Here is a 14,941-nt window from a genome sequence, read left to right as displayed (position 1 = left end):
AGCCTCATGAGCGGTTGCGTTTGCGCCACGCGATGTAATCCGCTGTCGTGGCAAATTCCTCCGGTTCAACCGGAGCGGACTTTCCGCCAACAGGCGAGATCGGCGCGGGCGCCTTCGATACGGGAGCGGGTTTCGCCTGACCGACCGTCGTTTCCAGACGAGCCAGTTCAAGCGCCATGCGAAGCGGAGGGAGAGACAGCAGCCGTTCGGCTTCTTCGGGGTTCTGGCCGAGGTGATGAAGCACCTTGTGGCCTGCATCCATCGAAGTGACCGCCTCCAGGAATTCGGGAGATGCGCCGCCGAGCATCTGGAACGTGCGCAGCGATGCATCCCAATCCGGGAATTCGGTCTTGCCGGCGTCGAAAACCTTGTTGCAGGCCGCGTCGAACTTCTCCTGCGCAACGAGCCGGGCCGCCTCTGCGCGGATCTGATCCGCGGTCATCGGCTGAGCCGTCGTGGTCGTCGCGTCGGGTTGAAGTTCGCGCAGACGTGCCTCAAGGGCTTCGCGCTGCCGCTTTTCCTCGTGCTTCTCCCGCGTCAGCTTGTCGATGCGCCGTTGCACCCAGTCGTTCTTGGGCTTTTCCTGCTGCGGCTGCTCGGTTGCGTTCGCGGGTTGCTCGGTGCCCGGTGCCGTGCTCGTTTCAGCGGGCTCATGCGCCTGTTCCGGGGTTTCCGTCGTCGGCGGTACGGTCAGTTCCTGCGGTGCTGCTTGGTCTTCGGTTTGCATGGACGTATCCAAGGATTTGCGCCCGGTGATGCCGCGCCGGTACGGAATGCAAAAAGGCCCGCTCCTTTCGGATGCGGGCCTTCTGGAAAATCTGGACGGTCAGGTGTTAGCGCTGGCCGCCGATGATGTATTGCTCGGCCGTCGGCGTGATCGGGCTCGCCGTCGTGTTCACGAACTGGATCGCCAGCGTGTTCGCCGCGGAGACGCGCACGTTGCCGATCGACAGACCGACCTGGTGCGACGCCTTGTTGATGTCGAGCGAATCGCCGACTTGCAGGCCAGGAACCGTGAACGTCTGCTCGGCCGTAGTGTTCGCGGCGACCTGTGCCGGCGTGAGCGTCTGGCGGATGATGAAAAGCGCGGTGATCGGCGTCGGATTCGACGCGTCCTGAATCAAGCCGGGATAGCTCATGTCACTGTCCTTGAGGTGCGGGCGTAAAAAAACCCGCACTCGGCGGGTTCTGGGGTTGCTGCTGCATCGGGTCAGGCGTCGTCGGTGGTGCAGCATCCGGCGCGCCGGTGTTCATCATCTCCATGACGACTTGCGTCGCAACATGCGCAACGAGCTGCGGATCGAGAGGCTGACCGAGGGCTGCGAAACGCTTCGTCTCGGCGTCGAATGCCTTGATTTTCATTTCCTGCGCATCCTTGCCTTGGCGCGCGTTTTGAAGTTCGGCAGACAGATGCTCGATCATCTGCCCCATCTGCTGCATCTTCTGCTGCATGTCCTGCTCTTGCGGGCTCGGACCTTCGCCGAGAATCTGCGGCGGAATCGTGCGGTGCAGCCGTTCCGCGACCTCATCAGCCATCGGGAAGTCGGCCGCCTTGAACAGCAGGTCGCCGGCCACCTTCATGAGCTCCTGATCCTGCGACATGATCTGCGTCAGGGCGTTGAACGCCTCTTGCCGGCGCGTCTCGTAGTTCGGGCCGACCTCGACTGTCACATCGTAGCGACCGATGCCAGGGTTGAAGATCATCTGTACTTCGTCAGCGATCGTCGGATGCGGAGCTTGCTGCAACGGCTGTTGCTGATCAGGGTCGACGGTTGCGAATGTCTCGGTTCCGTCCTCTCCGACGATGCGCACGACGCGCTTCGTGTCATAGATCTTCGGGATCAGGTCAATCAGCACGCGGCCCGTATAACGGATCGCGCGCGCCACGTTGTCGATGAAGTGGTACGTTGCTCGGTCGCCCTGCCGCTGCCGCGCCTGGATCGCGACGCCGGCCTGCGCATTCGACGGCTGGCCGAACTGCTCCTGATACTGACCGGAGGCCATCATCAGTTCCTGCTGCGCGTTCTGCATGCCAGTGAGGTATGCATTCGCACCGACCGGCGGTTGCTCTCGCGACGGCCGATCGATCGGATTTCCGGCTTCGTCGCGCGCGTTGTATGGCAGATATGGCAGATTGTCCTTATTCGCGTTCGCCCACTCGTTCTCGTAGCCTTCGAACGCTTCGGCCGGCCCGACGAACGGCGTTTTCGTCTGGAGCGCGATGTACTCGACGTTCGCCGATGACATGTAGTTGTACATGCGCTGCGCGTCTTTCAGGTTCCGCGTATGGCCCTTGCGCTCGATCTTGCCGTTGATGACGATTTCCTCGCCGACCACGCGCACAATCGGGATGTATCGGCCAGCCCACGGCTTCTGGTCGATGATCTTGTCGCCAGCGATCAGATACCACGTGATCTCGGGCTCGGTAATCTCGCGAGTTTGGATCGACTTGTCCGCCTCGATCGCCTTGCGTTCGTCAGCGTCTTCGATCTCCGACAGCCGAATCGGGCCTCGCTCGGGGTGATTCACAAGCTTGTCGACCTTCGCCGTCTTGCGGAAGTATTCGCAGACGCGGATCTTGTCCTTGCTGATCCAGCCGTCGCTCTGCGTGTCGTCGCCGAATATGACGCTCTGGGCCTCTTCGCCCGGGTACTTCGCCTTAAATTCGGCCTTCGACATCTCCTCGAATACGAACGCGAACTTCGCATCCGATCCGTCGGCCGACTGGATGTCCGGGTCGAGATAGATCGTCAGCGGATCTTTCACCCGGCGCAGAAAGATCTCCTGGTCGAACGATCCGTCGTGCGCATACTCGCAGACGACGCGCCAATACCCCAAGCCGCCCTGCACCGCGAACTCGGTCGCGGTGTCGTAGACGATCTCGGCGTGCGAGTTGTACTCGATGTGCCGCACGATGCCATCGAGGATCTTCGCGATCTCGATGTCGGCGTCGCCGTCGACCGGCAGCGTCTTCACGCTCGGCTTATTCTGCTTCGCATCGTTGATGATCTGCAGGTTGTGCTGGCGAACCTTGTTGATCGTCAGGCACGGACGGGCATCGCCTTCGCGCGTCGTCCGGATCTGGTCAGGCCATTGCCAACCATTGTCCGCATCGCCGTTCGAGAAACGAAGGTCTTCGACGAACCGCTGACGGAACTCGGACTCGAACTCCTGGCAGCGCTCGAACCGCTCCTTCGCCTCGGCGACGATCTTCGATTCCGGCGACTCGGACGCTTCTTTCGTTTTGCGGGCCATCAGCTCATCCAAGCGCCACCGCCCATCACGGAGCGGCGCACGACGGGTTGTTTCTGCTTCACGGGCTTAGCGGCCCGGCGCGCACCTTCGCAGGCATAGCGCAGGGCGTCTATCACGTGGTTGTCCTTGTCCTCGAGGATCGGCAGCACGGCGCCAGTCAGCTTGTCTTCCTTGTATTTGTAGAGGGTCAACTCATCGATCAGGTGCTTGCACCGCGGATGCACGACGATGTCGAACGAGTTCAGGAACTCGACGCCCTCTTCCAGCGACTTTGCGCCCTTGATGGCTGCGCGGATCTTCGGGAAGCCGTTCTTCTGCATGTGGCTGATCGTCTCGGGCCGGGCGGAATCGGCCGTGATCGGCCATTTCTCGGCGTCCGGCACGCTCATGAACAGCTCGGGCAGGTTCACGATCTCGCAGCCGACCTGATACGCCTCATAGTCGACGTACAACCGATTCCCTTCGATGTCGCAACGGACGAGTACCGACGGATCAACCGAGAAGCCCCAGTCAGCGCCCAGCCGATGCACCGTACCCGGCGGCCGCTCGAATTCCTCGACGCGCCAGTTCTTGAAAACACGGGCTTCGCTGCGCTGCTGATAGCCACCGAGCCACACGTGTGCGTATTTATCCGGGTCGCGGCGCTTGTCGTACTCCATTTCCTCATGGAGCTCGCGCGGAAGCCACGGGTTGTCCATGAAGTTCGCCTCAACCACGATCGAATCCGGCGGCGGTTGTTCACCACGCAGCAGAACGTCGATCGGGTCAGTCGGCTTGCCCGGGTTCCACCCGAACCAGAGCTGCGACCCGGGCTTGCGGATCGTCGGACGCAGCAGCGTCAGGCTCTTCTCGCTCGCGTTCTGGGCTTCCTCGAACCATGCGCGGTCGAAGCCCTCAAGTGACTTGATCGAGTCAGCCGTATGGTTCTGCATGCCCTCGAAGATCGTGACTCCGCCATGGCGCGACAGGATGCGGCGGTCCTGCACCTCGAAGTAGTCGCCGGCGTTGAACGCCTCGATCTTCGCCTCCAGCAGCTTCTTCACCGAGAACTCCAGCGACTTCAGCGTTTCCCGCAGGCACACGAAGTCGAACTTGTCCGAGACGTTTTCCTCGAGCCACAATTCGCCGAAGAAATGCGACTTGCCCGATCCGCGACCACCGTGCGCACCTTTGTAGCGCGCAGGGGCAAGCAGCGGAGCAAACACCCGCGGCGTCTGGATTTCGAGGACGGTCATTCCGATTTCGGGTCGATGATGCGGCGCTCGACGCGCTGGAACTGGATGGGTGCGCCGTCCTTGCCGGCGTGCTCGTGGTCGACCTTGTCGCGCCACTTCTCCTTCTGGCGATTCTTCAGCCAGAAGATGGCCGCTGTCGGATCGGGCGCATAGATCTTGGTGATAGGCGTCTGCACAATGTCGCCAGCGACCACGCGAATATCGACTTCTGGGTGCTCAAACCCTAGAGCACGCTGGTAGAGCCGATCTGCAACCTCAGCATCTGCCTGATCCTTGCCCTTTTTTATGGACACGGAAAATTCGGGATGAACACGCTTCCATTCGTTGATCGTGTCCTCAGCCACCTCGAAGAAGCTGGCCAACTCCTTGTCTGTTGCGCCGAGCAGACAAAGCTTTCTCGCCTGATCTGCGTACTCAGGCTTGTACTTGCTTGGGCGACCCATGATCAGGCAATCTCGCTCACGAATCGACGTTCGATAGAACCGATCATGCTGGTATCGACCATCTCGACCGTCAACCACGCCGAATCGTCGACGACGTCCTCACGCACGTTGTAGCCGGGATCAGCCACGATGCGCACGCGCTTGCCGTCGTTCGGACTGGCCGGGCAGCAGATGACGTGCGTGGCTTCGGTGCGCATGGCTTACAGCGTTCGCCAATCGGGCATCACCATCCGGCCGCTAATCATGGGCTTGGGTTTCGCCGCACCTTCGCGCAGCCGCACGGTATGGTCAACAGGCGCGCCGCAATTCGGGCATGCGCAATGCGCACGTAACTGCCTTGCCTCTCCTTCCGGAGGAACGTCTCCAGCGTCGTAGACAAGCGCCTCCTTCGCCTTCGGATCGGCCGAAGCTTCGAACTCCGTCAGGCAAAGAAGGCACGTCATATCGACGACGTGCACGCTCATATTGAGACCGGGTTTGGTGATCTTCATGGCGTTACAGCAGCTTCGCCAGGTGATCGCGCGCGGCCGTGACCTCGTGCGCGAACAGGTGGATGCCGGCGCCGATCTTGCGCTCGATCTCGGCGAGCATGGCGTCAAGCAGCAGAAGGTGCGACGGGGCGTCGACGCCGCCGCCTACTGCGGGCGAATCATCGACCGACGTAGCAGCCGCAGTAATGGGCGCCGACGATACGGCCACATCGCCCGCACCATCGGAAATCGCCTCCCCCGACGAGGCCGTGCCAGCCTCCCCCAATGCCGCGGCCGCGGCCCGCTCGACAGGCGCGAGTGAATCGGCCGGCGCGCCCGCACTCGGGTCGATGCGGGGCTCGGTGCTGCTCGGCGCTGCGTTCAGTTCGTCCATGTCTTGCTCCGTTCGTTGAGGGAATTGCTGCCGCCCGTCGCCAGCACGAGTTCCGGAATCCGGCGGAGACCACTGGCTTCCAATACGTCAGCAGCTGCCGCGGTTCGCGCACTCACGGCTTGCGGAAGAATCACTTCTTGGCCTTGTGCTTGGCCGTGCGCTCGCCGCGCTTCGGCCCTTCGCCGAGCACCTTGTCGGCCTCGGCGACGATCTTCGATTTCTCGCTGGTGGACATCCGGCCGGCGTTGACGGCCTGCGAGGCGCGAGCCTTGGCGTTCGCGGCATGAGCCTTGTCGTTGACCGGATACGACCGATCAGGGCCCTCAAACGCCTTCGCGGGCAGCTTGTCGCGCTTCTTCGTGCTCATCGTCGCCATGGCAAGCTCCAAAGCAAAAAGCCCGCTGGCGGCTGCCAAGCGGGCTTTCGATTCAAACCTCGCGCCAAAGCGCGAGCTACTTACGAAATCTTCTTGTAAAGAATCGCCTTAATAGCATCAACGACAGGCGACGAATTGAAACTGTCCGTTACACCATGAACTTCTTTGCGGCTAACTTTGATCAGCCGCTTTGATGAACCCATTGCCGGGACACCAGTAACAGGGATGTTTATCGTATCAAGAACTTCGTCTCCGTCACGAACCTTCAGTTCGATGATGAAGCTCGTCTCCCTGTTCTCATCCGGTGCAAAATCAAACGGGTGAGCCAATTCACCATCCGACCTCAGTAGTGTAAGGGCTTCCGGAGGACAACCGAGCTCGTCGTGGAGGGCCTCAAACAGACCAGAGATCTCGTTTTCGATCTCAGCCAGCTCTCGTCTTTCCGCATCCCTTCTCGCGACGAGCGCGTTCTTGTAGTCGTCGTAGATTGACATGAATATCTCCGTGCGTGGGAGACCCATCATATCCGATTGCGGGCGCAATTTTCGAGACTGGCATAAACATCCGGGATTTTACGGTTGATGTTCAATCAACGACAGCACTATTTTGTTCAATCTTAGTTGAACATTTCTCCGTGAAGCTCCCGTCGTGAATTGACTTGATTAACTTGCCCAGCATGGCAGCGCGTGAAGCGAAGGTGCGTGCTCGGTTGTACACCGTCCCACGCGCGCATTTCATCTCGTATGCAACCTGCTTAATCGGGATGTGATACCAGTAGACCGCTAAGAAGGCATTTGCGCACGTCTGCTGATCGATCTGATCGCAAAGTGAGTGGATAGCCATGTTCAGATACGGCATCTCTGGATCAAGGAATGAGTCCGGTTCTATCGGTCGCCGGCGTCGCGGCTGCAACCGGGCCAGCACATTGCTTGACGGGCGAGGAGCAAAGATCCGTCGTGTTTCGCACCACCAAACCCATCGGGCTACAAGTTCGTCCACGTTCTGATCATCCATCACCGCGCTCCGAGCAGTTTGGTCTGGGTGATGTTCCCAGACGTGCCAAAATCATCGTGCCGCACACCGACAACAATCGTACAAATGGGGACAGCATCATGAAATTTCATCATCAACTGATTGATGCCATACAGAAGCGCCGCGTGCTCGAGTTGCGATACGACGGCTATTCCCGCGTCGTCGAACCATATGCATACGGCGTCAATCACGATGGCCACCATCTTCTGCGTTGCTATCAGACCGGGGGTGGAAGCCAGTCTGGAAATCGGATTGGCTGGAAGCTTCTGCTAACCAACGAAATTGGTTCTTTGCACGAAAACGGATCTCTCTTCCAAACCGCGAAACCTGGTTACAAGCGCAACGACCCAGCCATGCAACGTATCTACGCTCAGATCTGAGCTGCGCTCCGCAGTTACACGGACCGGCCGGATATGCTGGCTCACTGTGAACGGCACAGTCGCTCGTATGGTCGATTTTTTTCACGCTGGCTGCTCCTGATGTGAACGGCTATACGGCAGGTATGTGTGCGGACGCCGACTCTCGCTCGGCCCGAACTGCATGCATTCACGGTTGAAAAACAGCGCAAGCGATCTGCGCTGCGTTTCGCCGTTCCGCGCCTTCAGTAGCGTAAGGAACGCGTCCGGTTCATCAACGCTGTTGTCGTCCTGATCCTTCTGCGCGGACCAGACCGAAAACACGTTGTCCGCGGCGTCCGTGATCTTCCCACTGCCACCGACGTCCATCTTTCCCGGGCTGCGCTTTTCGTCCTGGCCTTTGCGCGGGTGGGCAACGAGGTGCACATGGACGTTGTACTGACGCGCGAAGTTGGCAAGCAGACGCATCGCCTCCTTCTGCGCCGTCATGGCACCGTGTCCGTCTTCCGGGACGTCGGTCATCATCAGGCTGTCGATCACGAAGTGACGGATCCCGTAGCGCTTGAAGCCGTACGTGAATACCGTCACCAAGCGTTCGATCGCCGCGACTCCGACGAGATCGAAGACCCACATCCGGTCGCGCAGCCACGCGCCCATGTGGTCGAGGTATTCCGGTGCCGGCCGATCGAGGCCGCCCAGTTGCTTCGCGATCCGCTTCCCTTGCATTTCCGGCTTCATCTCGCCAGAGAAGACGCAGGCGCGTTCGCCCTGGCACATCAATCCGATAAGCACCTGGCCAAGCAACAGCGACTTGCCGTGCCCGTTAATGCCCGTCCAGACCGTCACTTCGCCCGGGCGGAACTCAAACCAGAGTTCGTTGCGGCCGCAGAACGATAGGTACGGGAAATTCGAGTCCTCGTGCGCCGGGTAAAACATCGATTTGACGTTCGACCAGAAACGCTCGATCGACTTGAGCTCGTCCGGATCGAAGCCCGATGCCTGATCGCAGCAGCGGCGGAAATCCTCGACCGTGGCGCCGGACAGCAGGTATTCGTTCGCGTCCTTCGACTCGCCGAAGAACACGACGCGACAACGCTCTATGCCAAGCCGGTTCGCGACCTCGTGCGCCCCCTTCCGGCCGGCCTCGTCGTTGTCGTAGCAAAGCAGGATCTCGCTGAACCGCTCGAGGCGCTCCCAGTCGCTGTCGATCCACTGGTGGTTGCCGGCGCCGGCGTTCACCGACAGCGCCGGGATTCCGACCTGGTGCAACGTCATGGCGTCGATTTCGCCTTCGGCGATCGCGACAACGCGCAGGGCCGGGTCGATGAGGTTCCAGCCAAACAGGCATGGCTCGGCGCCGGCCTCCTGCCGCATGTCCTTCTTGTCCGCGATGTTCCGGTACTTGGCGTTGATCAGCTCGCCGCCGCGGAGGTACGGAAACACGATGTGCGTCTTCGGTCCGTTGGTCTGCTCGGCGATCTGGAAGGCCTTCACGGTATCGGCGTTGATTCCACGGCCGCCGAACCACTCGTCCAGCAAGCTCGTCGGGCGCGTGGCTTTCGGCCGGCCCGGACGCTGATACGTCGGAGCCTGCCGTTTCGGCATGTCGTCGCGGACGCCGAGGAACTGCTTCGCCTCGCGCATTGCGTCGGCCACCGACAGCGACCGGCACGCGCACCAAAGGTCGAGAAGATCGCCCGCCTCGCCGCTGGCGAAATCCTTCCACACGCCGCGCTTGGCGCCGCTGAGGCACACCGACAGGCTCTGCCCCTTCTCGCCCGCCGTGCTGCCGGATTTCCACTCCTTGCCCGCCTTGCGACCGTTCGGCAGCAAGTGCTCGGCGATTGCCTGCGCGTTCTGCGCCATCAGCTCGGCCAGTTCTCGCGCGTTCATGCCGGCGCTCCTTGGCGTACACCGTTGGCCCAGAGGTGTGCCGAACGCTCGCTACAGCCGGCGTTGGTAGCCTGCCACTGGTACGTGAAGCCGGCGGCCTTCCACCATGGAACCGCATCGCCGCCGGCGAAGAGATCGCCCTTCACGCCGGGCCTCGTGAACTCCTCGAAGTGCCGATCACGACCGAAGAACGTCGACGCCTGCTTGACGTACGGCGTGCCGATGTTCCCTGCAGCCTTCATCGCCGCAGCATAGGCGACCACTGCCGCGATCAGCACACCCGGATCGATGCCTTCACCAATCCTAGCGTTCCAAGCTCGCAGCGCAGCCTGCTTCGAATTCGAGCCTTCACGCTTCGGATATTGCCGCCACGCTTCGTCGAATTTCGAATCGCACGAACGAGTAGGTTTACTTCCTGGTTTAACTTCCTGTTTTGTGGTGCTGTCAGCACCTACCCCTCCCTGCTGTGAGCACCTACCCCCGGTGCTGTCTGCACCTACCGTAGGTGCTGTGTGCACATACCCCTCGGTGCTATCAGCACCTACTACCCCCACGGATGACCCCACCCTCAGGACGTACTGATTCGGGAGATTGACACCGTTTTGAGTCTGTCTGCGAATCTCGATCAAGCCTTTCTTTTCGATCTCGGCGATCGCCCGACGGACAGAATCTCGGCTCATGCCGCATTCCTTAGCGAGGGTGTCATGTGACGGATCACAGCGTCCGGTATGTGCGTTACAACAGTTCGCCAGCATCAGCAAGACGAGCTTCTGGAGGGCTGGCAAATCCTGCTCCACAGCCCACGTCATGGCCTGGAAGCTCATCGCATGGACTCCTGGATCGCCAGTTCCATGACGAGTCGTCGGTCGGCGCTACGCGCTCGGATCTCGCTGTACATTGCGTGCTTGCAGACGCGCCGCCAAAGAGGCGTTGCAACGGGCGACCGCATGAGGACGTCGAGCGCGCTGATCCGAAGCTCGCGCTCGTAATCTTCGCGGGCCAACCCTGTCACCTCCGCGACATCCGCCTGCTTGATCGACCATGCAAGCAGATTCGGCACACCCAAGGCTCGCCGTTCGCTCACGCGCGAAAACTGCTGACAGGGAGACGATGCTGTAATTACATCGAGGACGTTCATACCTACCACCTTTGCCCATAATCCACTAAGGATTGCTAAACAGTCGTAAAAAAGCCCCGCCTTTGGGGAAAGCTGCCGGCGGCCAAGCCGGTTCGGTTTGCCGGAGGGTTCGGCTTACCTCAACTCTCCCCAAAACCGGGGCTTCCCTCTTACTCCATCGATTGGCAGTCGATGCACATAAGCTAAATCAATTTCCCGTTTGTTTCGCGAACTCCTTGTATGAAGTTCGCGAAACAAACGCCGAATCGTCCACCGGACACGGCAGAAACGCTGCCACTGATGTCGAGGAAGTAGCCGTACAAGACCTGAACGTGGCGCATAAACCTTGCCGATCTTGACGACCTTGTCGACGATGTTCGTGTGCATCTCGGCTGGATTTCACGCCGCCTCCCGCTGTTCCTGAGGTGCCGCAGCGTAGCCGAGCGGATCCGCCAGCCACCGATGCACTTCAGCGTTGCTGTACACGGAATGAGTCGGACTGAAGCGGATCGGCTGAGGAGCCTTGCCAGCGAGTCCCAGCTTCCGCCAAGACTCGCGGCACATCGGAATAAAGGGCGCGATCTGAGCCCATTTGGAGAGGCCGATCCGAGGAAGGATTGGCTCGGCCGGCTTGCCGGAATCGGCTGGCGCTGCTGTCTTCTTCACTTTCGCTCACCATTGTGGGTGTTGGTGAGCTAATGCTATTTGACCGTAACCTCTACTGCTACACGTGTACGCATAGGTTCCGCCTTGCGTAGACATTCCGCTATGCGCAGACGGGAAGGTTTCAACCGCCGCTCACTTCCTTTTTTGCCTCCGATACGATCTCGGCCAGTTTCTTGTGCGACAAAGGGACGACCTTCGTCAGTTCAGTCGCCGCCTTCTGAGCAGACAATTTTGGGTCGATATTTTCTTTCCAATGCTTCTTTGCTATTTCGGCTAGTGCGTAGCTCTCCGCATGCCTGCTTTTTGCCATAACCGATGCCGCTTGCGATCGATTTTCTTTGTAACCATACGGTGCCGCCCTGAGGATTCCACACCAATAATTCGCCGATGAGGCATAACTCCATGCAAGCGCACTATCCTTTTCCGCCTTCATGGCCTGCACCGAATAAGAAGTCGCGATTAATATGGCACGGAGCATTGCAAATTTACTCGCCTCGACCGGATCCTTTTCAAAGTCATCAAAAAAATCCTTCTCCTCACGGTCACCATCTGTCGTATCACTGTCCCATGTTTTTTTAAAAATCATCTCAAAATAATGCTGCTCCGGGTCGCCCCCATTCTTTTCCATGAGATCGCCCAATCCCGCAACAAAAACATCGCACGCGTTGGAAATTACATTTCCAGCCACTGTTATCGGAGTTCTCATTTCCCTGGGAACAGGATTATAAAGATCATCTTTACTCATATTAATTTACCCGCAACATAGATGCACAACGACGCCAGGCCATTAAAAATCACCCCCCTTCTTTGCTTTAGATACTATCTCGGCAAGTTTTTTATGAGAAAGCGGGACAATCTTTGTGAGTTCCGTAGCAGCCTTCTGTGCCGATAGCGAGGGATCGATTTTTTCCCTCCAATGCTTTACTGCATCCCTAATCAATGCGCGACTTTCTGCGTGGCGCAAATTCGCCAACTTCGCCGCTGGATTATGGCTAGGATCGTCGGCTGCGATCGCGTAAGCGTAGCTCTCACTGGCGACTCGAAACAAAACGATAGCCTCGTCGTCGCTGCGAAAATCGCAGGCTATCAACTTGACGCAGCAGTAAATTCCAAGTCCGAGATCCCTTTCCACTTTGCTTGCATCTATCCACGCACGAATGAAGGCCAAGTTTTCACTTTCGGTTTTCAAGGACTTCGCCCAAATACTTTCCCCTTGGGCAAGTAGGTCAATATCCTCTTGCACGAGAAACTCATCATCTGGATAATTCCGACCAGCGGTCAATAGCCAACCGAATCTCCCGATACTATGTAATCGATCAATCTCTCCGTCCTCGACCATATCGATAAGATCAGCTACTAAATCTTCGGTACGGCTCATAAACCGTGTCTCGAAATGCCCCATCTGCGCCCTCACGCACCCTTAAAGAAAGCCGCGCCAGCAGGGTAAGGGGACCCTGCGTTCGCCCCGTCGAGCTAGGCGCGGTTGAAACGATTATGCCGCATAGAAACCCGTTCGCATGGTGCGGAGCAGCGTTACTCGGAGCGCCAGTACTCAGCATCCTCCAGTTCCTTGATCGGGTCCCAGACGTCCGGCATCGGCTCCCCTCCCTCGAACATGTTGATATGCATCCACAGCGCCAGCGTGTCTTCGAATCCCTGCCGCTGAGCACCCTCCAGGCTGGCAAGGGCATCGCGAATCTTCGCCGCGGTCTGATTCGGATAGGTATGTTCCGGATCCGCCCGCCACTCCCGTAGCTTAGTGACGAACGCGGCCACACCGATTCGGTACCCAGGAGGCAAGTAGCGCTTAGCCATAATGGGCCCCCTTCTCGGGAACACGCATTTCGGCACGACGGCGAAGTTCAAAATCGACCTCGCCGCCGACGTACGCCAACTTCCCGATGATGCCGATCTGACTGGCGATGGACCAAAGCAACGTCGGAATATCGTTGTCCCATAGTGCACCCGACTGGACACCGTCACGGGTTTGATCCTCCGAAATAAGGCAACCAATGCCGGACACAACTTCGCTCAGATTTCTGGCTTCCTGAACTGCTTGCTCGGTCGCACACGCAAGAAAGTTCAGGTCGCTTTCGTCAAGACTTTTGACTTCCAATCGGTTCACCAAGAACTCGACGATCCCGGCCGCGTCTGCTTTTCGGTCAACCATGACTCGCCTCCTTGCCACCGGCCGCAATAGCCGTAAGCGCAGAATTGAGCAACCCTCTGGCTATTCCGACGGCCGTGAAAACGGCATACAGCTGGCTTGCGTCTTCAGTGCAATTTGCGGCCGCCTCGTGCAACACGTCAAGGGCAACCGTCAGATGACACGACGACGCTTCGAGAGCATCCAATACCGGGAGATCTGCCGTAACGGAAAGGAGACATGTCATTATGCTGACGTTGGGAAGCTTCTCCGACACAGTCTTAAGCGAGCGAACGTCAGTCATGGTGCACCTCCGCAGTCTCTTCCAGACGTGCGTAGAGCTGCGCTGTCTCGTTCATCCGGTCCGCGATTTCGGCAAGGTATTTGCCGACGAGTTCCGCAGCGTCCAGCAAGGCAAGATGTGCGAAGTGCCCAAGGGGCACGGCGTCCGACATATCCGGCTCGCACAGGCTGTTGTGGACGATTCTAGCGATCGTCGTAACGGCATTCGACGCACGGCCGACATCGGCGATCAAACTGGTCGGAATCTTTGTTAGCTCCGGAAAGTCGTCGCGAGACCAGTGATCGCTCGTCAGCGCGCCGCAGAATGCGACGTCGTTATAGTCAGGTTTCGGAGAGGGAACAGCAGAAGGCTTGACGGTAGACATGGTGCATCCTCTAGAGTGGATGCCCGCCCGCTCGTCGCCAAACGAGGGTGGGCAGGCGAATGACAAGGTTGGCGAACCGGATCTAGAGGAATCCGGCAGACCCGAAGGTCTCCCTACCACCGCCCGCCCATGAACTGGACGCGTGCGTAGTATACAGACGAAAAAATACCGCCACATGGCGGTCGTCGTCCGCCTCTAGAAATCAGGTCGCCAAACCCGGCGCTTGTTGTCTCAAGCGCAGTTCAAGATTATGCGCGGTGTGTTTCGTCGTCAAGCAGAAATTTGTAAACTGTACGCTGATGCGGGAAGGTATGGTCAACAGACGAGGGCATGTCGATGTCAAATCCGTCCGAAGAGCAGTGGGTTCCGCTGGAGGAAGCGGCCACACTGATGAAACGCAATGTATCGCGGATCAAGAGCCAAATGCGGAACGGTCGCCTACAGCGGGGGGTGCAATTTCGTCTCGTCGGAGACGGCGAGTTTGAGCTCAACATCCCTGCATATCTCCGATGGTTGCAAGACGAGAAAGAGGAGCGCAAGCGCCCCCTTGTAGAACGAGTCGTCCGGCAGATGGAGAGAGACGAAAAGCAGATCAAGGAAGCCCTCGACAATATCGCTAAGAAGTCCTCTCCTCCTCAATCCCCACCGCCGTCGAAATCCAAGCCCAAGCTGATACCTCTCAGTGTTTGGGCCGAAGAGACGTTTGGGGAATATGCTCCGCCGTTACGCACAATTCGGCGATGGGTGAAGAATGGCATGATCCACCCTAGTCCGAAGAAGATCGGAAGTAAGTACTACGTCAGACCGGACGCTGAATACATGACAGCATCCGATCTACGGATTCGTCGGATGGTTGGATACTGACAAATGGAATCTACCGGGAGCAGACG

General features: G+C 58.8%; 21 protein-coding genes. 2 read left to right on the top strand and 19 right to left on the bottom strand.

Going from position 1 to position 14,941, the window contains the following annotated elements; all coding sequences use genetic code 11:
- Positions 1–4: 4 nt before the first annotated feature.
- The 10 genes from WS89_RS31195 to WS89_RS31150 form a co-directional block, all read right to left on the bottom strand.
- Positions 5–727: a hypothetical protein gene (locus WS89_RS31195; protein ID WP_059795912.1), complete on the bottom strand. Its 723-nt coding sequence runs from the start codon at positions 725–727 to the stop codon at positions 5–7.
- Between the two features lie 106 nt (positions 728–833).
- Complete coding sequence (locus WS89_RS31190; protein WP_059795911.1) at positions 834–1,139, bottom strand: hypothetical protein; 306 nt, start codon at positions 1,137–1,139, stop codon at positions 834–836.
- A 1-nt stretch (position 1,140) separates the two neighbouring features.
- Positions 1,141–3,255, bottom strand: a complete 2,115-nt coding sequence (locus WS89_RS31185) for a portal protein (protein ID WP_059795909.1) — start codon at positions 3,253–3,255, stop codon at positions 1,141–1,143.
- Positions 3,255–4,490, bottom strand: a complete 1,236-nt coding sequence (locus WS89_RS31180) for a PBSX family phage terminase large subunit (protein WP_059795908.1) — start codon at positions 4,488–4,490, stop codon at positions 3,255–3,257. The genes WS89_RS31185 and WS89_RS31180 overlap by 1 nt, the downstream gene beginning before the upstream one ends.
- Complete coding sequence (locus WS89_RS31175; protein ID WP_059795906.1) at positions 4,487–4,933, bottom strand: hypothetical protein; 447 nt, start codon at positions 4,931–4,933, stop codon at positions 4,487–4,489. The genes WS89_RS31180 and WS89_RS31175 overlap by 4 nt, the downstream gene beginning before the upstream one ends.
- A 2-nt stretch (positions 4,934–4,935) precedes the next feature.
- Complete coding sequence (locus WS89_RS31170) at positions 4,936–5,130, bottom strand: hypothetical protein (RefSeq protein WP_059795904.1); 195 nt, start codon at positions 5,128–5,130, stop codon at positions 4,936–4,938.
- 3 nt (positions 5,131–5,133) lie between these two features.
- Positions 5,134–5,424, bottom strand: coding sequence for a hypothetical protein (locus WS89_RS31165; RefSeq protein WP_059795902.1), 291 nt, complete (start codon positions 5,422–5,424; stop codon positions 5,134–5,136).
- 4 nt (positions 5,425–5,428) lie between these two features.
- Positions 5,429–5,797 carry a hypothetical protein gene (locus WS89_RS31160; RefSeq protein WP_059795900.1) on the bottom strand — a complete coding sequence of 123 codons (369 nt, stop codon included), beginning with the start codon at positions 5,795–5,797 and terminating at the stop codon, positions 5,429–5,431.
- A gap of 130 nt (positions 5,798–5,927) precedes the next feature.
- On the bottom strand, positions 5,928–6,212 hold the full coding sequence (locus WS89_RS31155) for a hypothetical protein (protein WP_218921308.1): 285 nt from the start codon (positions 6,210–6,212) through the stop codon (positions 5,928–5,930).
- A gap of 41 nt (positions 6,213–6,253) precedes the next feature.
- The gene (locus tag WS89_RS31150) at positions 6,254–6,667 is read right to left on the bottom strand and encodes a hypothetical protein (RefSeq protein WP_156440632.1); all 414 of its coding nucleotides are present in this window, start codon (positions 6,665–6,667) and stop codon (positions 6,254–6,256) included.
- A 462-nt stretch (positions 6,668–7,129) separates the two neighbouring features.
- Here WS89_RS31150 and WS89_RS33470 point away from each other — a divergent pair, with 462 nt between their 5' ends.
- Positions 7,130–7,585: a hypothetical protein gene (locus WS89_RS33470; RefSeq protein ID WP_257128266.1), complete on the top strand. Its 456-nt coding sequence runs from the start codon at positions 7,130–7,132 to the stop codon at positions 7,583–7,585.
- Between the two features lie 81 nt (positions 7,586–7,666).
- Here the strand turns inward: WS89_RS33470 and WS89_RS31135 are convergent, their stop codons facing one another.
- The 9 genes from WS89_RS31135 to WS89_RS31110 all read right to left on the bottom strand — a co-directional run bounded on the left by WS89_RS31135 (position 7,667) and on the right by WS89_RS31110 (position 14,051).
- Entirely contained in the window at positions 7,667–9,454 is a 1,788-nt protein-coding gene (locus WS89_RS31135; RefSeq protein ID WP_059795891.1) for a toprim domain-containing protein, read from the bottom strand.
- The gene (locus WS89_RS33465) at positions 9,451–10,278 is read right to left on the bottom strand and encodes a helix-turn-helix domain-containing protein (protein WP_082742025.1); all 828 of its coding nucleotides are present in this window, start codon (positions 10,276–10,278) and stop codon (positions 9,451–9,453) included. Before WS89_RS33465 ends, WS89_RS31135 begins: the two co-directional genes overlap by 4 nt.
- On the bottom strand, positions 10,275–10,592 hold the full coding sequence (locus WS89_RS31125) for a DNA cytosine methyltransferase (protein ID WP_156440631.1): 318 nt from the start codon (positions 10,590–10,592) through the stop codon (positions 10,275–10,277). The genes WS89_RS33465 and WS89_RS31125 overlap by 4 nt, the downstream gene beginning before the upstream one ends.
- 378 nt (positions 10,593–10,970) lie before the next feature.
- Complete coding sequence (locus tag WS89_RS34810) at positions 10,971–11,237, bottom strand: helix-turn-helix transcriptional regulator (RefSeq protein ID WP_257128265.1); 267 nt, start codon at positions 11,235–11,237, stop codon at positions 10,971–10,973.
- A 121-nt stretch (positions 11,238–11,358) separates the two neighbouring features.
- Complete coding sequence (locus WS89_RS34090) at positions 11,359–11,982, bottom strand: hypothetical protein (protein ID WP_156440630.1); 624 nt, start codon at positions 11,980–11,982, stop codon at positions 11,359–11,361.
- A 42-nt stretch (positions 11,983–12,024) separates the two neighbouring features.
- The gene (locus WS89_RS34085) at positions 12,025–12,615 is read right to left on the bottom strand and encodes a hypothetical protein (RefSeq protein WP_156440629.1); all 591 of its coding nucleotides are present in this window, start codon (positions 12,613–12,615) and stop codon (positions 12,025–12,027) included.
- Positions 12,616–12,770: 155 nt separating this feature from the next.
- A complete protein-coding gene (locus WS89_RS31120) occupies positions 12,771–13,013 on the bottom strand; it encodes a hypothetical protein (RefSeq protein ID WP_059795885.1) in 243 nt (80 codons plus the stop codon).
- Between the two features lie 31 nt (positions 13,014–13,044).
- A complete protein-coding gene (locus tag WS89_RS31115; protein WP_059795883.1) occupies positions 13,045–13,407 on the bottom strand; it encodes a hypothetical protein in 363 nt (120 codons plus the stop codon).
- Between the two features lie 272 nt (positions 13,408–13,679).
- Entirely contained in the window at positions 13,680–14,051 is a 372-nt protein-coding gene (locus WS89_RS31110) for a hypothetical protein (protein ID WP_059795881.1), read from the bottom strand.
- 336 nt (positions 14,052–14,387) lie between these two features.
- On the opposite strand from WS89_RS31110, the gene WS89_RS34805 reads away from it, so the two are divergent.
- Positions 14,388–14,915: an excisionase gene (locus WS89_RS34805; RefSeq protein WP_179949899.1), complete on the top strand. Its 528-nt coding sequence runs from the start codon at positions 14,388–14,390 to the stop codon at positions 14,913–14,915.
- Positions 14,916–14,941: the final 26 nt, after the last annotated feature.

The organism is Burkholderia sp. MSMB1072, assembly GCF_001524725.1.
GTDB lineage: Bacteria > Pseudomonadota > Gammaproteobacteria > Burkholderiales > Burkholderiaceae > Burkholderia.
The sequence above is the reverse complement of the archived record's forward strand: the minus strand, read 5'-3'. Positions and strand labels throughout refer to the sequence as shown.